This window comes from Methylobacterium sp. WSM2598 (assembly GCF_000379105.1).
Classification (GTDB): domain Bacteria; phylum Pseudomonadota; class Alphaproteobacteria; order Rhizobiales; family Beijerinckiaceae; genus Methylobacterium.
In genome coordinates, this window is sequence record NZ_KB900609.1 from 4,329,392 (window position 1) to 4,345,938 (window position 16,547).

The following is a 16,547-nucleotide window of genomic DNA, read 5'->3' on the forward strand; positions in this document are numbered from 1 at the left end:
TAACCCTGCTGGCCCGACTCTTGATAAGCTGGCCCGGCCGACCGGCCGGCGCCCCCGGCAGTCTCCGCCCGCCCGATCCGGAGTGGTCGCCATGCGCCTGCAGAACCCCTTCACGGCCCATCCCGCCTCCCACGGCGAGACCTACGCGCAGCATATGCGCGCCTCGCTCAGCTACGCGGTGCCGCTCCTCGGCGCGGCGCTGGCGGCCTTCGTGCATGCGGGGCTGCCGTTCCTCTTCACCACCACGGCGAGCCGCACCGTGGCCCGCCTGCACGCGCGCATGACCCGGCGCTGCGTCCGCTGCCCGTCCGGGCCCGCCCACCGGCCCGACCTGTTCGCGCGCCGCCCCGCCGAGACCGGCCTGATCTGCGAGATCTGAGGCGGCCGTCGGGCCGGCCCTTGGCGGTGGGGCCGGACCTTGGCGGTGGGGCCGGCCCTTGGCCCTCAGGCCAACAGAAAGGCGTCGTGCAGGAAGGCCTGCACGAAGGCCGGCATGACGGACGGGTCGATGTCCCCCGGGCCGCGCACCACCACGAGGCCGGCGAGTTCCGGCACCTCCTCGGCGGCGAGGTGGGCCTCGGCGCGCGCCAGCAGGTCCGCGGCCCGCTCGCCCATCGCGACCGGCCGCAGGAGCGCGAGGTGGCCGCCGTGCCGCACGAGCACCCACTCCTCCGCGGCGCCCTCCGGCGGCGCGAGCCCGGTCTCCTCCGCGAGCTCGCGCACGGCGCTGGCCGCGAGGTCGACGCTGCCGTCCGGGCGCACGTCGGAGGGGTCGGGCGTGCCGCAGGCGAAGTAGACCTGACCGGCGCTGGCCGTGTGCGCGTTCATGCGGCCGAGCAGGTAGGCCCCGTCGCGGCTCAGCGGCGCCACCGCGGCGAAGACGTTGACGACGGCGGGATCCGGGAAGCCGAGATCGCGGAAGGCCGTGAAGGTCGCGAAATCGGTCTCGAACAGCCGCATCGCGACGGTCCGGCCACGGATCTCGACGTGGTTCGCCAGCAGCACGCGGCCGTTGAACAGCGCCGGGCGCTCGGCGAGGCGCCGCCGCCAATGCGCCGCGATCCCGGCGGCGTTCTCCCGCGCCCAGGCCCAATCGTAGGGGGCGAGGGCCGCGGTCAGGTGCGCGGCGCGCGACAGGCTCGCCTTCGCGCTCATGCCCGCAGGGTGCCCTCGCTGACCACGACGGCGCTGCCGCCGATCTCGGCCGCGCGCAGCGCGCCCGCCTCGATCACCAGCTGCAGGGCGATCTCGCTCGGGCGGCCCATCTCGTAGCCCTGCCCGATCGGGATGTCGTGCGTGCCCTCGCCGAGGGGCTCGAACTGCATCAGCGCGCCCGCGAAGGCGGCGACGGCGGCGCCGGTCGCCGGATCCTCCGCGATGCCGAGGCCCGGGGCGAACATCCGGGCCCGGAAGCGGTGGGCGGGATCCTCGGTCTCGGCCGTGTAGAGGAAGACCTTGGCGCCGGGGCCGAAGGCCCGCTCCAGCGCCTCGGCGCTCGGTCGGGCGCGGCCGAGCGCGTCGAGGGAGCGCAGGGGCACCAGCTCGAAGGGCGTGCCGGCGCCGTGCCGGCTCGGCCGGTGGCGGGCGAAGCCGATGTCCTGGGCGGCGAGGCCGAGGCCGGCCGCCACGGTCGCGGCGTCGGGCCCGAGCCCCTCGGCCTCGCCCCAGATCTCCGGGAGCTTCGGCAGCCGGAAGCGCGCGCGGCCCCTCCCCTCCCCCGGCTCGACCACGCAGGGCACCACCCCGACCGTCTCCTCCAGCCCGAAGGCGAGCGCGTCGGCGCGGCCGGCGCGGCGGTCCTGCAGGCCGAGGAGTACGGCGGTGCCCACGGTCGGGTGACCGGCGAAGGGCAGTTCGTGGACGGGCGTGAAGATGCGCAGCCGCGCGCGGTGGCGGGCCTCCTCGGGCGGCAGCACGAACACCGTCTCGGAGAGGTTGAACTCGCGGGCGATGGCCTGCATGGCGGCGCCGTCGAGCCCCTCCGCGTCGAGCACCACCGCGAGCGGGTTGCCGGCGAACGGCCGCTCGGTGAAGACGTCGAGGGTCACGAAGCGGCGTGCGGTCATCGCGGCATTCTCCCAAACCCCGCTGCGGCGCAGCAGGCCCGCCGGTGTAGCGCAGGACCGCTCCGCCGAGAATGGTGGCGTGACCTGCGGGGCGGCTCGGGGCAGGATGGCATGCCGCAAGGGAAGAGAACCGCGAGGGAAGGCGACCGCATGGCCCGACGCAGCCTCACGACGCGCCTGCCGCCGCCCTTCCTCAAGCGGGTCTGGCTCGACCCCGCCAGGGTCGCGCGGCCGGAGGCCTATCCGTTCTGCCTGCCCGTCTTCCGGGGCGGGGATTTCGAGATCCTGTTCGAGCGGCCGATCACGATCGTCGTCGGCGAGAACGGTGCGGGCAAATCGACCCTGCTCGAAGGGATCGCGGCCCTGTGCGGCTTCGACGTGGCGGGCGGCAGCCGCGACCACCGCCCGCTCGACCACGCGGAGGCGCTCGCCGCGGACGGCGACGCGCTCGCGCCCGCCCTGCGGGCCGCCTGGCTGCCGAAGGTCGCGGGCGGCTGGTTCTTCCGGGCCGAGAGCGTCTTCTCGGTGGCGCGCTCCCTCGACGCGGTGAACGGCGCGCAGGCGCCCGATTACCTGTCGCGGTCCCACGGCGAGGGCGTCCTGCGGGTCTTCCGCGAGCGCTGCCTGCGCCAGGGCGTCTTCCTGTTCGACGAGCCGGAGGCGGCCCTGTCGCCGCGGCGCCAGGTCACCTTCCTGGCGCTGCTGCGGGAGATGGAGCGGATGCGGGCCGCCCAGGTCATCATCGCGACCCACTCGCCGATCCTGATGGCCTATCCGGGCGCCGCCCTGATGGCGGTCACGCGCGCCGGCCTCGCGCCGGTGCGGCTCGGGGACACGGCGCATTTCCGCCTCTACCGCGAGTTCTGCGACGATCCGGAGCTGTTCGTCGAGGCGGCCCTGGCCGCCGAGGAGCCGTCCGAAAGCTAGACGGTCCGCCCGCCGTCGATCGGCATCTCGATCCCGGTCAGGAATTCCGCCTCGTCGGAGGCGAGGAACAGCGCGGTGGCGGCGATGTCCTCCGGGCGCGACAGGCGGCCGAGGGGGATGGTGGCGATGAACTTGGCGCGGTTCTCGGGCGTGTCCGGCACGCCCATGAAGGCTTCGAGCAGCCCGGTCTCGCCCATCACCGGGCAGAGCGCGTTGACCCGGATCTTCCAGGGCGCGAGTTCGACCGCCAGCGACTTCGACATCAGGTTCACGGCGCCCTTCGAGGCGTTGTACCAGGTCAGGCCCGGCCGCGGCCGGATCCCCGCCGTCGAGCCGACGTTGAGGATCACCCCGCCGCCGTTGTCGCGCATGGCCGGCGCCACCGCCCGCACGAAGTGGAAGATCGACTTCACGTTGACCCGGAACACGCGGTCGAACGTGTCCTCGTCGACCTCCATCAGCGGCTGGTTGCGGTGGGTCATGCCGGCATTGTTGACGAGGATGTGGGGCGTGCCGAAGGCCTCGGCGGTGCGGGCCACGGCGCGCGCCACGTCCTCCTTCGCCCCGACATCGGCCGTGACCGCGATCGCGTCCCGGCCGATCGCGGCGGCGACCCGCTCGGCCTCCTCCCCGCGCAGGTCGACCACCGCGACCCGCGCACCCTCCTGCGCGAAGCGCCGGGCGATGCCCTCGCCGAACCCGCCGCCCGCGCCCGTGACGATCGCGACCTTGCCCCGAAGCCTCATGCTCGATCCTCCCTGCCGGACGCGCTGCGCGGCGCGTCGGTCGGGCCGGATCATGGCGCGGGGCTGGCGCGGCTGTCCAACGCCGCCGGCGCCGGCCAGGGTTGCGCCGGGATGCGCTCCTTCAGAGGCTCCCCTCGCGCACCGCGCCCGGATCGGCGAGCGCGTGGAGCAGGCCCGCCGCCGCGCGGGCGAAGCGCAGGGTCACGGCCTTCCGGCGGGCGCCCGCCAGGGGATGGTCGGGCGGCTCGCGCAGGATCGCGGCCCCGAACGCATCCGCCACGATGAGGCCGGTCTCCTCCGGCAGCACGGCAATCGGCATCTCCTCCGGCACCGCGAAGTAGAAGCGGTCGCAGAAATCCCGGTAGTCCGGCCATTTCCGGTCGGCGCGGAAGTCGGGCAGGCCCGACTTGATCTCGATGATGGTGAGCTGGCCCGAAGGCCCGAGCGCGATCAGGTCCGCCCGCCGGCCGTTCGCCAGGGTGAATTCCGGGATCGTGACGTGGCCGAGTTCGGCGAAGAGCCGGCGCACCCCGCGTCGCACCTCCAGCGCGATCGGCGACTGGCGGCGGTCGACGGGGAGCGAGAGGGCGGCGGACACGAGAGGGGAACCGGGATCCTGGCGAATCGGAGGACGCATCCCAGCAGGTCGCGCGCTGGTTGTCACCGCCGCCTGTGTCGCAGCTCCCCCGCGCGGCGCCGCCGTGGCGCGGCGCGGATCACGCCCGGTGACGCGCGAGCCACACGCTCAAGGTGTCGTTGCCGGCGAGCTTGCCAGCAGGTTGCTCAGCGGGTAGCACCGCCGCATGGAAAAACTCTGAAAAATCAGTAGTTTATTACAATTCAAAACAGCGCCGCCCCGCGCGACTCGCCGCTTCGGCGAGCCCGTCGTGCTGCGCGCGTGAGAGGGTCCGGGTGATGCGGCGGAGCGTCGGCGCGAGTCTGATCGGCAAGGTGGTCCTGGCAGGGGCCTCGACGGTCCTGGCAGGGGCCTCGACGCTCCTGCTCGCCGGGGCGGCGCGGGCGCAGGAGGGCACGATCGCGCTCGACACGATCAGCGTGGAGGGACAGGGGGCGGCCGGGGCGGGCCTCCCGGGGGCGCGCCGGCCCGAGACCGCCACCGGCCCGGTCGAGGGCTACGTGGCGACCCGCAGCGCCACCGCCACCAAGACGGACACGCCGCTCATCCGCACGCCGCAATCGATCTCGGTGATCGGCGCCGCGCAGCTCCAGGCCCAGAAGGCCCAGACCCTGTCGGAGGCCGTGCGCTACGCGCCGGGCGTCTTCGCCAACCCGTTCGGGCCGGATACCCGCCTCGACTGGTTCATCCTGCGGGGCTTCTCGGCCACCGAGAGCGGCCTGTTCCGCGACGGGCTCCAGCTCTTCCAGACCTCCTTCGCCAATTACCGCATCGACCCCTTCGGCGCCGAGCGGATCGAGGTGCTGCGCGGGCCGGCCGCGACCCTGTTCGGCGGCAGTCCGGTGGGCGGCCTCATCAACGTCGTGTCGAAGCGCCCGCCGCTCGACCCGCTGCACTCACTCGAACTCGGCGGGGGCTCCTTCAACCAGGCCTACGCGGCCTTCGACCTCGGCGGGCCGGCCGATGCGGAGGGGCACTGGTTCTACCGGCTCACCGGGCGCCTGCAGAACAGCGACGCGCCCGTCCGCTTCGCGCCGGAGGACCGGGTCTTCCTCGCGCCCGCCCTCACCTACAAACCGGACGGGGCCACGACCTTCACGCTGCTGACGAGCGTCCAGCGCGACGTGACCGGCGGGGCGGGCCAGTTCCTGCCCTATCTGGGCACCGTGCGCCCCCAGGCTCTGGGCCTGCGCATCCCCCGCTCGCTCAATGTCAGCGACCCGCTGATCGACGGCTACACCCGCAATCAGGCCAATCTCGGCTACCTGTTCGAGCACCGGATCGACGACGTCTGGACCGTGCGGCAGAATTTCCGCTACTCGCTCACCGACGTCCGCGACCAGCGCTACGTCGGCAACGGCTACGAGGCCGGCGACGCCACGCAGACGCAGCTGTCCCGCTACGGCTTCCTGACGACGCCGAAGGCCGGCCTCGTCACGGTGGACACGCAGGCCGAGGCCCGTTTCGCGGACGGGCTCTTCGCCCACGACCTGCTGCTCGGCATCGACTACAAGCGCTACGACCTCAAGGATTACCAGGCCTCCGCCTTCCCGGCGCCCACGCTCGCCATCCTGGCGCCGCGCTACGGCCAGCTCGCCGGCCAGCCGGTGCCCTACCTGGTCGCGAACCAGCTGCTGCAGCAGGTCGGCCTCTACGCGCAGGACCAGATCCGGCTCACCGAGCGCCTGACCTTCCTGGTCGGCGGGCGGCAGGACGTCGTGACGAGCGACCTGACGAACCGGCTCACGCCCTCCGCCTCGGTGCGCGGCGACGACCGGGCCTTCACCGGCCGGCTCGGCCTGATCTACAATTTCGACAACGGCTTCGCGCCCTACGTGACCTGGGGCACATCCTTCAATCCGACGCCGGGCGCCAACGGCCAGACCGGTGCGCCCTACCGGCCGGACCGCGGCGACCAGATCGAGGTCGGCGCCAAGTTCGAGCCGCCGGGCTGGAACACCCTGTTCACGCTGGCGGCCTTCGACCTCCAGCGCGCCAACGTGCTGACGCCGGACCCGAGCAATCCCTTCAACAACCTGCAGATCGGCGCGGTGCGCTCGCGCGGCATCGAGGCCTCGGTGGTGGCGAGCCTCGCCGAGGGCCTGAACCTCGTCGGCGCCTTCACGACCTACGACCTGCGCACGGTCAAGGGCACCGTGCTCGACCTCGGCAGGGTGCCGGTCGGCATCCCGGAGACCTTCGGGTCGCTCTGGCTCGACTACACGATCCCCTCGGGCGACTGGAAGGGCTTCGGGTTCGGCGGCGGCCTGCGCTCCGTCGGGCGCTCCTACGCGGACGTGGCCAACACCCTGCGGGTGCCGGCTTCCGTGCTCCTCGACGCCGCAATCCACTACGAGCGCGACGGCTGGCGGGCCGCCGTGAACATCCAGAACGCCGCCGACCGGCGCTTCGTCTCCTCCTGCTCCAGCGCGACCGCCTGCTTCTACGGCGAGCAGCGCCGGATCGTCGCCAGCGTCAGCTACCGCTGGTGAGGAGGTCCGCCATGAACGCGGCGCGGCTGCGCGCGTGGCGGCGCGTCCACACCTGGACGAGCCTGATCGCCACCCTGTTCCTCCTGCTCCTCTGCCTGACCGGATTGCCGCTGATCTTCCACCGGGAGATCGACGGCTGGTTCGGCGCGGGGCCGGCGCCGCTCGCCAGCGGGCAGGCGCCGCTCTCCCTCGACCGCGTGGCGCAGATCGCCCTCGCCGACCATCCGGGGCAGGTGCTGCAATATCTCGGCCACGACGAGGACGCGCCGCGGGCGGTCTTCGCGATCCTGAACAAGGCGGCCGACGCCCATCCGAACGCGTCCGTGACGACGCTCTACGACGCGGCGACGGGCGCCCGCCTCGGCCCGCCGCGCAGCGCCTTCATGCAGGTGATGCTGCGGCTCCACGTCGACCTCTACGCGGGGCTGCCGGGCAAGCTCTTCCTCGGGGCGATGGGCGCGCTCCTGGTGGCGGCGATCGTCTCGGGGGTCGTGCTCTACGGCCCGCTCATGCGGCGCATGGCCTTCGGGACGATCCGGGCCGGGCGGGCGCGGCGCATTCTCTGGCTCGACCTGCACAACCTGATGGGCATCGTCACGGTGGCGTGGCTGACGACCGTGGGGGCGACCGGCGTGATCAACACCCTGTCCGAACCGATGATCGGCCGCTGGAAGGCGACGGACCTCGCCGCCATGCATGCGGGCCGGGGCGGAGCCCCGGCGACGCCGCGCCTGTCGCTCGACGCGGTGGTGGCGCGGGCGGTCGCGGCGGCGCCGGGCATGACGCCCTCCTTCATCGCGTTTCCCGGCACGGCCTTCAGCACCGGCCGGCACTTCGGCGTGTTCCTGCGCGGGGACACGGTCCTGACCTCGCGGCTGCTGCGGCCGGTGCTCCTCGACGCCGAGACCGGCGCGGTGGCCGCGACGCGGCGGCTGCCCTGGTACCTGACCGCCCTCCTGGTCTCGCAGCCGCTGCATTTCGGCGATTACGGCGGCCTGCCGCTGAAGCTGATCTGGGCGCTGCTCGACCTCGTCAGCGTCGCGGTCCTGGGCAGCGGGCTCGCCCTGTGGCTCGCCAAGCGGCGCGCGGGCGGGGCGGCTCCGCCTCCCGCCCCCGTCCCGGCCCGGAGCGGCCGCGCGTGAGGCCGCCCCGCCCGGTCTTCCGCATCCCGCTCCTCGTCGGCGGGGCCTCGGCCGCGGGACTCCTCGGCGCGCTGCTGATCGAGGGGATCGGCCCGGTCCTGGCCTGGCTCGGCCTGTCCCTGCCGCTCGTCCTGATCCTGTGGCATGGCGCGCGGGCGCTCGGGCGTGCACGAAGCGGTTGATCTCGCGCCGCCGCTCGCCGAATGTCGCCCGCGACGGCGGGAGGCATCGCCGCGGGAGGGAACGGCATGAGCCAGAACGGCGTGGCCGAGGGACGACGGAGCGGCCGGGCGGGCGTGCGGCTGGTGGGCGGCACGGCGGTCGCCCGCAGCGCCAGCGCGGTGCGCCTCGACGCCGTCTCGATCGCCTTCACGTTGAAGGGCGGCAAGCGCTACGTGGCCGTGGACGGGATCGACCTCACCGTCTCCCCCGGCGAGTTCGTGGCGGTGGTCGGCCCGACCGGATCGGGCAAGTCGACCCTCCTCAACGCCGCGGCGGGCCTGCTCAAGCCGGTGGCCGGCCTCGTCAGCATCTTCGACGGCCCGCTCACCGGCCTCAACGCCCGGGCCGGCTACCTCTTCCAGGCCGATGCCCTGATGCCCTGGAAGACCGCCCTCGACAACGTCGCGGTGGCGCTGGAGCCGCAGAAGGTGCCGCGGGCCGAGGCGCTCGCGCGGGCGCGCGACTGGCTCGGGCGGGTGGGCCTCGCCGGCTTCACGGACCGCTACCCGCACATGCTCTCGGGCGGCCAGCGCAAGCGCGTGGCGCTCGCCCAGATGCTGATCCGCGACCCCGAGATCCTGCTGATGGACGAGCCGTTCGGGCCGCTCGACGCGCAGACCCGGCAGATCATGGGCAACCTCCTGCTCGACCTCTGGGCCGCCAACCGCAAGGCCGTGATCTTCGTCACCCACGACCTGGAGGAGGCGATCGCCCTCTCGGACCGGGTCGTGGTGCTCTCGGCCGGCCCCGCCGCCCGCATCGTCGGCGACTTCCCCGTCGCCCTGCCGCGGCCGCGCGACACCAGCGAGATCCGCCTCGAACCGCAATTCCACGCCCTCTACAAGGAGATCTGGGCGCGGCTGCGGGTCGAGGTGTCGCGCGCCTATGCGGGCGGGCCGGCATGAGGCCGGCACGGAGAGCGGTTTGACGCCGCCGGGACCCGCCAGAACCATTCGCCTTTCGCCTTTCGCCATTCGCCCCGGAGCCTCCGCCCCGTGAACCGTCTCGGCCTCCTCGCCCTCCAGATCCTCGTCGGCCTCGCCATCCTGGCGGTCTGGCACGTGCTCACTGTGTATCCGCTGCTGGGCCAGCCCAGGCAGCTGCAGTTCTTCTTCTCGACGCCGGTCGACGTGCTGAAGCGGACCTGGGCGGAGATGAGCAATCCCGAGATCTGGGGCCATCTCTGGATCACTCTGCAGGAGACGGTGCTGGCCTTCGCCTTCGGGGCGCTGGGGGGCATCGCCTTCGGCTTCCTGTTCGCCCGCAACGCGCTCCTGGCCGCGGTCTTCGACCCCTACATCAAGGCCGCGAACGCGCTGCCGCGCGTGGTGCTGGCGCCGATCTTCGCCCTCTGGTTCGGGCTCGGCATCTGGTCGAAGGTGGCGCTCGGCTTCACCCTCGTGTTCTTCATCGTGTTCTTCAACGTCTACCAGGGCGTGCGTGAGGTCAGCCCGGTCGTGCTCGCCAACGCCCGCATGCTCGGTCTCAACGAGCGCGGCCTGCTGCGGCACGTCTACTGGCCCTCGGCCTTGACCTGGATGTTCTCCTCGCTGCACACGGCGGTGGGCTTCGCGCTCGTCGGCGCGGTGGTGGGGGAGTATCTCGGCTCCTCGGCCGGGCTCGGCTACAAGATCCACGAGGCCGAGAGCGTGTTCGACGTCACCGGCGTCTTCGCCGGGATGCTGATCCTGACCGTCTTCGTCATCGTCATCGACGCCGCCGTCACGCTGATCGAGCGGCGGCTGCTGGTCTGGCGCCCCGGCCCGGCCGGCGGCTAGAGCGGCGCCCGATCATGGGGCGGTCGGACGCTGCTCCCGGCCTTGGATGGTGCCGCATCGTCCTCGACGAACCGGCATCCGCGTCGTCGGACAATACCTCAAGCGGAACTGCCCCACGCACGTCTGCTTGGATTCCTGGTGCCGCATCATGTGTGCCGCCGAACCGGGGACCTCTTCGGCGCATGATGCTCGGGCCTGATCTCACCGGAGGACATCTCATGGACCGCCGCAGCTTCCTGGCCGGCGCCGCCGCGCTCGGCCTCGCCGCGCCCGCCCGCGCCGAGACCGTCAAGGTCCGCATCGGCGTCGGCGGCAAGCCGCTCCTGTACTACCTGCCGCTCACCATCGCCGAGAAGAAGGGCTACTTCGTCGAGGAGGGGGTGGAGGCCGAGATCAACGATTTCGGCGGCGGCGCCCGCTCGCTCCAGGCGCTGATCGGCGGCTCGGTCGACGTGGTGACGGGGGCCTACGAGCACACGATCCGCATGCAGGCCAAGGGACAGGACGTGCGGGCGGTGTGCGAACTCGGCCGCTACCCGGCGATCGTGATCGCGGTGCGCAAGGACCTCGCCGGGACGGTGCGGGGCCCGGGCGATCTCAAGGGCCGCAAGATCGGCGTGACGGCGCCCGGCTCCTCGACGGCGCTCGCGGTGCAGTACGCGATGATCAAGGCGGGGCTGAAGGCCACGGACGCGCCGCTCATCGGCGTCGGCGGCGGGGCGGGCGCCATCGCGGCGATGAAGAAGGGCGAGATCGACGCGATCTCCCACCTCGACCCGGTCATCGCCAAGCTGGAGGCGGACGGCGACATCGCCGTGATGATCGACACCCGCACGGAGGCCGGGACCCGGGCGCTGTTCGGCGGGCCGAACCCGGCGGCGGTGGTCTACACCAAGCAGGACTGGATCGAGCGCCACGCCGCCGCGACCCAGAAGGTGGTCAACGCCTTCGCGAAATCGCTGAAGTGGCTCGCCGCCGCCACTCCCGAGGAGGTCGCCGACACGGTGCCGCCCGCCTACCATTTCGGCGACCGGCCGCTCTACGTGCAGGCGGTGAAGAACTCGCTCGAGAGCTATTCCCGCACCGGCATCCCCTCGCAGGAAGGCATGGCGAGCGTGCTCGACCTCGTGCGCACCCTCGATCCGGAGCTGCAGGGCGCCAAGATCGACCTCGCGGCGACGCTGGAGGACCGCTTCATCCGCAAGGCGATGGGCTGAGCGTCCTTCGCCGGACGGGTCATCCGCCATCCGGTTGATGGCGTCGCCATCTCCCATGTCGGCCATGCGGATGGCGGCGTCGCTCAGGCGCCGCACGGGCTTGGGATACGGGATCGGCTTCGATCGAGCGGATCCCGGATCACCGGTTCGGCGGCGAAGCAGGCCTGCCTCGCGCAAGGCGGTTTCGGGGGAGCCGGGGGATCGGCCTGCCCCTCACCCCTCCATCCAGCCGAACAGCCCCGCCCCCGGCGCGAGCCAGACGAAGGCCCAGACGAAGCCCGAGGTGACGTTGGCGATCTGGAACGGGATGCGCCCGACCACGAAGATCCCGGCGATGAGCGGCACCACCGCCCGCGCCGGCCCGATGAAGCGGCCGAGGAAGATTCCCCAGGCGCCCCAGCGCCGGCAGAAGGTCTCGCCCGTCTCCATCATCTCGGGATAGCGGGTGAGCGGCCAGATCCGCTTCGCCCCCTCCTTGTAGTAGCGGCCGAACTCGTAGGAGGCCCAATCGCCCAGGATCGCCCCGATCCCGGCCCCGACCATCACCGGCAGGAACGGGATGCCGCCCGCCCCGAGCAGGGCCCCCATGCCGAGCAGGATCACGGTGGCGGGCACCAGCAGCGAGAGCACCGCGAGCGACTCGCAGAAGGCGACGAGGCCGGCGATGAGCGGCGCCCAGGCATGGTGCGCGCGCACGAAGTCGAGCGTGGCGATGCGGATCGTCTCGAAATCCATGAACCTTGACCGTCTCTGCCCGGGGCGATGGTGGGGCTTCCCCGCCGGAATGCAATCCGGGGCGATCGCGCGTGTTGAGCCGCCCCGGGCGGCGGGCTACCACCGGGGTTCGAGGCCCGAGGGTCCTGCATGAACATCCTGTCGATCCAGTCCCACGTCGCCTACGGGCATGTCGGCAACGCCTCGGCAGTCTTCCCGATGCAGCGGCTCGGGGTCGAGGTCTGGCCGATCCACACGGTGCAGTTCTCCAACCACACCGGCTACGGGGCGTGGCGGGGCCGGGTCTACGACGGGCCCTCGATCGGCGAGCTCGTCGAGGGCATCGCCGAGCGCGGGGTGCTCGGCGCCTGCGACGGGGTGCTCTCCGGCTACATGGGCTCGGCCGAGATCGGCGCGGCGATCCTCGGGGCCGTGGCGCGGGTGCGGGCCGCCAATCCCAGGGCGCTCTATTGCTGCGACCCGGTGATCGGCGATGTCGGCCGCGGCGTCTTCGTGCGCCCGGGCGTGCCCGACTTCATGCGCGACCACGCGGTGCCGGCCGCCGACATCGTCACGCCGAACCAGTTCGAACTCGATCACCTCTCGGGCCTGCCGAGCCGCACCCTGGCCGAGGCCAAGCGCGCGGTGGCGGCCGTGCAGGCGCGCGGCCCGCGGGTCGTCCTCGTCACCTCGCTGCACACCGCCGAGACGCCCGAGGATTCGATCGACCTGCTGGCCGGCGAGGCCGGGGAGGTCTGGCGCCTGCGCACCCCGAAGCTCGCCATCTCGGTCAACGGGGCCGGGGACGCGAGCGCCGCCCTGTTCTTCGTCCACTACGCCCGCTCCGGCTCGGCGGCCGAGGCGCTCGGCGCCATGGCGGCCTCGGTCTTCGGCCTCCTGCGGCGCACCGCCGAGGAGGGCGCGCGCGAGATCCTGACCGTGGCCGCGCAGGACGAGTTCGTGGCGCCGAGCCGGGTCTTCCCGGTCGAGGCGGTGTGATCGCGGCGATGCGCGCCCGCATCGCGGCGATGCACACTGGCATCGCGGCGATGCGCGTGCGTTCGGCACGCCGCTGTGGTGCGGATGTGCTTGCCTGTACGCGCAAGGCTGTGCATCGATTCGCGCAGGCTGGCGAACAAGCGGGTTGACCCGCGCCGCCGATGGCCGCGCCGAGGATGAGACGATGGGGCTGTTTCAGGATGCTTTCACCCGGATCGGCCGGGTGGTCATGTCGTATGCGGGCGATACCGCCTTCCTGCACGCGGCGGCTTCGGGCGCGGCCAACGTCATCCTGGCCGACCGGGAGATCGACGAGGAGGAGATCGAGACCGCCCTCACGAATCTCGCCGCCAACCCGATCCTGCAGAAATCCTACGGCGTCCTGAAGCTGGAGCAGGAACTGCACGAGGCGATCGCCCGCGCGAAGAGCCGGGCCGGCCGGATCGAGAACCTGCGCTTCCTCTCGGCCATCGCCGACCGGCCCCTCGACCAGCGCCAGGACGTCTTCCTGATCGCCGCCGACGTCGCCGATCAGGGCGGGATCAGCGAACTGGAGCACAAGGTGCTGGACGAGGTCGCCGAGGCGCTCGGCGTCGACAAGGCGGCGCTCCTCTCCGCCTGAGCCGCTCCCTCGCCGCTCCTCTGGGCGGGGCGGGCCCGCGCCATAGGTGGAGGCGGGCCGGGGCCGCGCGAGCCCCGGCGATGCGGGAGCCGCCGGCCATGGATGTGGGATTTCTCGGGCTCGGCCGGATGGGCCGGCCGATGGCGCTCAACCTCGTCCGGGCCGGGCACCGGGTCCGGGTCTGGAACCGCACCCGCGAGGCCGCGGCCTCGCTGCGCGAGGCGGGCGCCGAGCCGGTGGAGAGCCCGGCCGAGGCGTTCCGGGGCGACGTCGCCGTCACCATGCTGGCCGACGACGCGGCCCTGCGCAGCGTCATCGTCGAGGGTGGCGTGCTCGACCAGGGCCAGCGGCCCGCCATCCACGTCGGCATGAGCACGATCTCGGTCGCGCTCGCCCGCGACCTCGCCGCCCTGCACGCGCGGGCGGGGGTCGCCTACCTGTCCGCCCCGGTCTTCGGCCGGCCGGACGTGGCGGAGGCGGGCAAGCTCACCATCGTGGCGGCGGGGCCGGAGGAGGCGATCGCCCGCGCGCAACCGCTGCTCGACGCGATGGGGGCGAGGACGTGGCCCTTCGGGACGGAGCCGGCCCGCGCCAACGCGGTCAAGCTCGCCGGCAACTTCCTCGTCGTCAATGCGGTCGCGGCGATGGGCGAGGCGGCGGCGCTGGTGGAGGCCCACGGGGTGCCGGGCGCCGACCTCCTCGACCTGATGACGAACACGATCTTCGCGAGCCCGGTCTACAAGGGTTACGGCGCCTCGATCGCGGCGGGCCGCTACGAGCCGCCGGGCTTCGGCCTGTCGCTGGGCGCCAAGGACATCCGCCTCGCCCTCGCCGCCGGGGAGGCCGCGCGCGTGCCGATGCCGCTCGCGAGCCTCCTGCGCGACGGGCTGATCGAGGCGATCGCGCACGGCGACGGCGACAAGGACCTCGCCGCCCTCGCCCGCGTGGCCGCCCGGCGCAGCGGCAGGGTCAAGTGACGGGCAGGGTCACCTGACGGGCGGGGGAACGCCGCGAGGCGCACCGTCCGGGCCCGCAAGTGGAGCGGCGGCGGGCGGCCAATGAATCGCGCGTAGAGCGCGCGATGATCCAAGCTCACCCCGAGGCGTGGCGGAACACCCGGCCGCGGCGTCACGTTGTGACGGAACTGCCCGCCCCGGCGGGTTTCTGCTCGCGAACGGTCGCCCGATGACGCCGAATCCCGAACCCGGTCCCGCCTCGCCCGGCGGCGTGACCTCGACCCTCTGGACCGTCTTCCTCGGCCTCGCGCTGGTGCGCCTCGTGACGGCCCGGCGCGCGCCCGACATCGCCGAGCCCGCCGACCCGACCCGGCATCTCGGCCCGGGCGCGAAATCCTATTCGGGCCGTCCCGCCCAGCGGGTGGCCGACACCGAGCCGGATCGCGGCCGCCACGCCGAGACCCCGACCGAGATCCCGGCCAAGGGCTGGAAGGACATTCTCTACCGGGTCTACGTCGAATTCCAGAAGGACCGGGTGCTGTCGGTCGCGGCGGGCGTGACCTTCTACACGCTGCTGGCGATATTCCCGGCCATCGCGGCGCTGGTCTCCCTCTACGGCCTGTTCACCGATCCGGCGACGATCAACGACCACCTGTCGCTGCTGCAGGGCGTGCTGCCCTCGGGGGCCCTCGACATCATCGGCGACCAGGTCAAGCGCATCACCGCCAAGGGCGGCACCACCCTCGGACTCACCTTCTTCACCAGCCTCGCGATCTCGCTCTGGAGCGCGAATGCGGGCGTCAAGGCGATCTTCGACGCGCTCAACATCGTCTACGAGGAGGAGGAGAAGCGCAGCTTCATCCGGCTGAACCTGCAATCGCTGGCCTTCACCCTGGGCGGCCTGCTCTTCGTGGTGTTCGCCCTGACCGGGATCGTGGTGCTGCCGGTGATCCTGAACTTCGTGGGGACGTTCGGCATCTCGATCAGCCCGAAGGCGTGGTACATCGCGCTGCTGCGCTGGCCGATCCTGCTCGCGGTGCTGCTCCTGGCGCTGGCGGTGCTCTACCGCTACGGCCCGAGCCGGGACAAGCCGCAATGGCGCTGGGTGACGCCCGGCAGCCTGATCGCCGGGGTGGTCTGGATCATCGGCTCGATCGCCTTCTCCTGGTACGTCGCCCATTTCGGCAGCTACAACGAGACGTACGGGTCGCTCGGGGCCGCCGTCGGCTTCATGACCTGGATCTGGATCTCGGCGACGATCGTGCTGCTCGGCGGCGAGATCAACGCCGAACTGGAGCACCAGACGATCCGCGACACGACCGAGGGCGCGCCCGCCCCGCTCGGCACCCGCCGCGCCCGCATGGCCGACACGGTGGGCGCGCCGGCGTGACGCCCTCCCCGCGCCCCGCGCCGGCCCCTATCTAGGGGCCGGATGACGGGACGGCCGAGGGAGGAACCGATGGGCGTGGTCGACGGGGTGCGCGACGAGGCGGCTCTCAGCGAGGAGGAGTGGCGCCAGCGCCTGACGCCGGAGCAGTACCGGGTGCTGCGCGGCCACGGCACCGAGCGGGCGGGCACCAGTCCCCTCAACCACGAGAAGCGGGCCGGCACCTTCCAGTGCGCCGGCTGCGGCCAGCCGCTCTTCGAGAGCGACACCAAGTACGAATCGGGCTCCGGCTGGCCGAGCTTCTTCGCGCCGATCGAGGGCGCGGTGGAGACGCAGGCGGACCGCTCCTTCTTCATGACCCGCACCGAGGTGCATTGCCAGCGCTGCAAGGGCCATCTCGGCCACGTCTTCGAGGACGGCCCGGCCCCGACCGGCCTGCGCTTCTGCATGAACGGCGCCGCGCTGCGCTTCGAGCCGAAGGAGTGATCCGGTCTCCCGGCGCGCGGCCCGGGCGCCCGATGATCGGCCGGATCTCGGACGGGGCGCCCCGCCCCTGACGATGCGCCGGATGCGGCCCGGCGCGGGGGCGGGCTGAATCCGGGCGGTCCGAACGGTTTCCCTCCCGTGGAAGGAAGCCCGCGG

Annotated in this window: 18 protein-coding genes; 13 read left to right on the forward strand and 5 right to left on the reverse strand. The window is 72.7% G+C overall.

All coding sequences use genetic code 11. The features are described from left to right. The first annotated feature begins 91 nt into the window (after positions 1 to 91). The gene (locus tag MET2598_RS0120540; RefSeq protein ID WP_018262168.1) at positions 92 to 379 is read left to right on the forward strand and encodes a DUF6356 family protein; all 288 of its coding nucleotides are present in this window, start codon (positions 92 to 94) and stop codon (positions 377 to 379) included. Between the two features lie 65 nt (positions 380 to 444). Here the strand turns inward: MET2598_RS0120540 and MET2598_RS0120545 are convergent, their stop codons facing one another. Both MET2598_RS0120545 and MET2598_RS0120550 read right to left on the reverse strand, forming a co-directional pair. Then, positions 445 to 1,155 carry an NUDIX hydrolase gene (locus tag MET2598_RS0120545; RefSeq protein WP_018262169.1) on the reverse strand — a complete coding sequence of 237 codons (711 nt, stop codon included), beginning with the start codon at positions 1,153 to 1,155 and terminating at the stop codon, positions 445 to 447. Continuing rightward, entirely contained in the window at positions 1,152 to 2,066 is a 915-nt protein-coding gene (locus MET2598_RS0120550; protein ID WP_012331373.1) for a PhzF family phenazine biosynthesis protein, read from the reverse strand. The genes MET2598_RS0120545 and MET2598_RS0120550 overlap by 4 nt, the downstream gene beginning before the upstream one ends. Positions 2,067 to 2,216: 150 nt before the next feature. On the opposite strand from MET2598_RS0120550, the gene MET2598_RS0120555 reads away from it, so the two are divergent. Beyond that, positions 2,217 to 2,993 (forward strand): AAA family ATPase, encoded by a 777-nt coding sequence (locus tag MET2598_RS0120555; RefSeq protein ID WP_018262170.1) that lies wholly within the window; start codon positions 2,217 to 2,219, stop codon positions 2,991 to 2,993. On the opposite strand, the gene MET2598_RS0120560 is transcribed toward MET2598_RS0120555, so the two are convergent. Beyond that, positions 2,990 to 3,739: an SDR family oxidoreductase gene (locus MET2598_RS0120560; RefSeq protein ID WP_012331371.1), complete on the reverse strand. Its 750-nt coding sequence runs from the start codon at positions 3,737 to 3,739 to the stop codon at positions 2,990 to 2,992. The two genes, MET2598_RS0120555 and MET2598_RS0120560, sit on opposite strands and share 4 nt — an antisense overlap. Positions 3,740 to 3,860: 121 nt before the next feature. Then, on the reverse strand, positions 3,861 to 4,337 hold the full coding sequence (locus MET2598_RS0120565) for an MmcB family DNA repair protein (RefSeq protein WP_012331370.1): 477 nt from the start codon (positions 4,335 to 4,337) through the stop codon (positions 3,861 to 3,863). A 317-nt stretch (positions 4,338 to 4,654) separates the two neighbouring features. Here MET2598_RS0120565 and MET2598_RS0120570 point away from each other — a divergent pair, with 317 nt between their 5' ends. The 6 genes from MET2598_RS0120570 (at position 4,655) to MET2598_RS0120595 (ending at position 11,227) form a co-directional block, all read left to right on the forward strand. Further along, complete coding sequence (locus tag MET2598_RS0120570; protein WP_018262171.1) at positions 4,655 to 6,868, forward strand: TonB-dependent siderophore receptor; 2,214 nt, start codon at positions 4,655 to 4,657, stop codon at positions 6,866 to 6,868. Between the two features lie 11 nt (positions 6,869 to 6,879). Then, positions 6,880 to 8,010, forward strand: a complete 1,131-nt coding sequence (locus tag MET2598_RS0120575) for a PepSY-associated TM helix domain-containing protein (RefSeq protein ID WP_012331368.1) — start codon at positions 6,880 to 6,882, stop codon at positions 8,008 to 8,010. Beyond that, positions 8,007 to 8,192 carry a hypothetical protein gene (locus MET2598_RS0120580; protein WP_018262172.1) on the forward strand — a complete coding sequence of 62 codons (186 nt, stop codon included), beginning with the start codon at positions 8,007 to 8,009 and terminating at the stop codon, positions 8,190 to 8,192. Before MET2598_RS0120575 ends, MET2598_RS0120580 begins: the two co-directional genes overlap by 4 nt. Before the next feature lie 66 nt (positions 8,193 to 8,258). Then, entirely contained in the window at positions 8,259 to 9,137 is an 879-nt protein-coding gene (locus MET2598_RS0120585) for an ABC transporter ATP-binding protein (protein ID WP_012331366.1), read from the forward strand. Between the two features lie 90 nt (positions 9,138 to 9,227). Then, positions 9,228 to 10,010 (forward strand): ABC transporter permease, encoded by a 783-nt coding sequence (locus MET2598_RS0120590; protein WP_012331365.1) that lies wholly within the window; start codon positions 9,228 to 9,230, stop codon positions 10,008 to 10,010. A 218-nt stretch (positions 10,011 to 10,228) separates the two neighbouring features. Continuing rightward, positions 10,229 to 11,227 carry an ABC transporter substrate-binding protein gene (locus tag MET2598_RS0120595; protein WP_018262173.1) on the forward strand — a complete coding sequence of 333 codons (999 nt, stop codon included), beginning with the start codon at positions 10,229 to 10,231 and terminating at the stop codon, positions 11,225 to 11,227. Between the two features lie 213 nt (positions 11,228 to 11,440). Here MET2598_RS0120595 and MET2598_RS0120600 read toward each other — a convergent pair whose 3' ends face one another. Continuing rightward, positions 11,441 to 11,962 (reverse strand): DedA family protein, encoded by a 522-nt coding sequence (locus MET2598_RS0120600; RefSeq protein WP_018262174.1) that lies wholly within the window; start codon positions 11,960 to 11,962, stop codon positions 11,441 to 11,443. A gap of 129 nt (positions 11,963 to 12,091) precedes the next feature. On the opposite strand from MET2598_RS0120600, the gene pdxY reads away from it, so the two are divergent. The 5 genes from pdxY to msrB all read left to right on the forward strand — a co-directional run bounded on the left by pdxY (position 12,092) and on the right by msrB (position 16,391). After that, positions 12,092 to 12,940 (forward strand): pyridoxal kinase PdxY, encoded by an 849-nt coding sequence (pdxY, locus tag MET2598_RS0120605; protein ID WP_018262175.1) that lies wholly within the window; start codon positions 12,092 to 12,094, stop codon positions 12,938 to 12,940. A 184-nt stretch (positions 12,941 to 13,124) separates the two neighbouring features. Beyond that, a complete protein-coding gene (locus tag MET2598_RS0120610; RefSeq protein ID WP_012331361.1) occupies positions 13,125 to 13,562 on the forward strand; it encodes a TerB family tellurite resistance protein in 438 nt (145 codons plus the stop codon). 98 nt (positions 13,563 to 13,660) lie between these two features. Next, positions 13,661 to 14,539, forward strand: a complete 879-nt coding sequence (locus tag MET2598_RS0120615) for an NAD(P)-dependent oxidoreductase (RefSeq protein ID WP_026190844.1) — start codon at positions 13,661 to 13,663, stop codon at positions 14,537 to 14,539. Positions 14,540 to 14,747: 208 nt separating this feature from the next. Beyond that, entirely contained in the window at positions 14,748 to 15,908 is a 1,161-nt protein-coding gene (locus tag MET2598_RS0120620; protein ID WP_018262178.1) for a YihY/virulence factor BrkB family protein, read from the forward strand. Between the two features lie 69 nt (positions 15,909 to 15,977). After that, the gene (msrB, locus tag MET2598_RS0120625; protein WP_018262179.1) at positions 15,978 to 16,391 is read left to right on the forward strand and encodes a peptide-methionine (R)-S-oxide reductase MsrB; all 414 of its coding nucleotides are present in this window, start codon (positions 15,978 to 15,980) and stop codon (positions 16,389 to 16,391) included. Positions 16,392 to 16,547 lie beyond the last annotated feature (156 nt).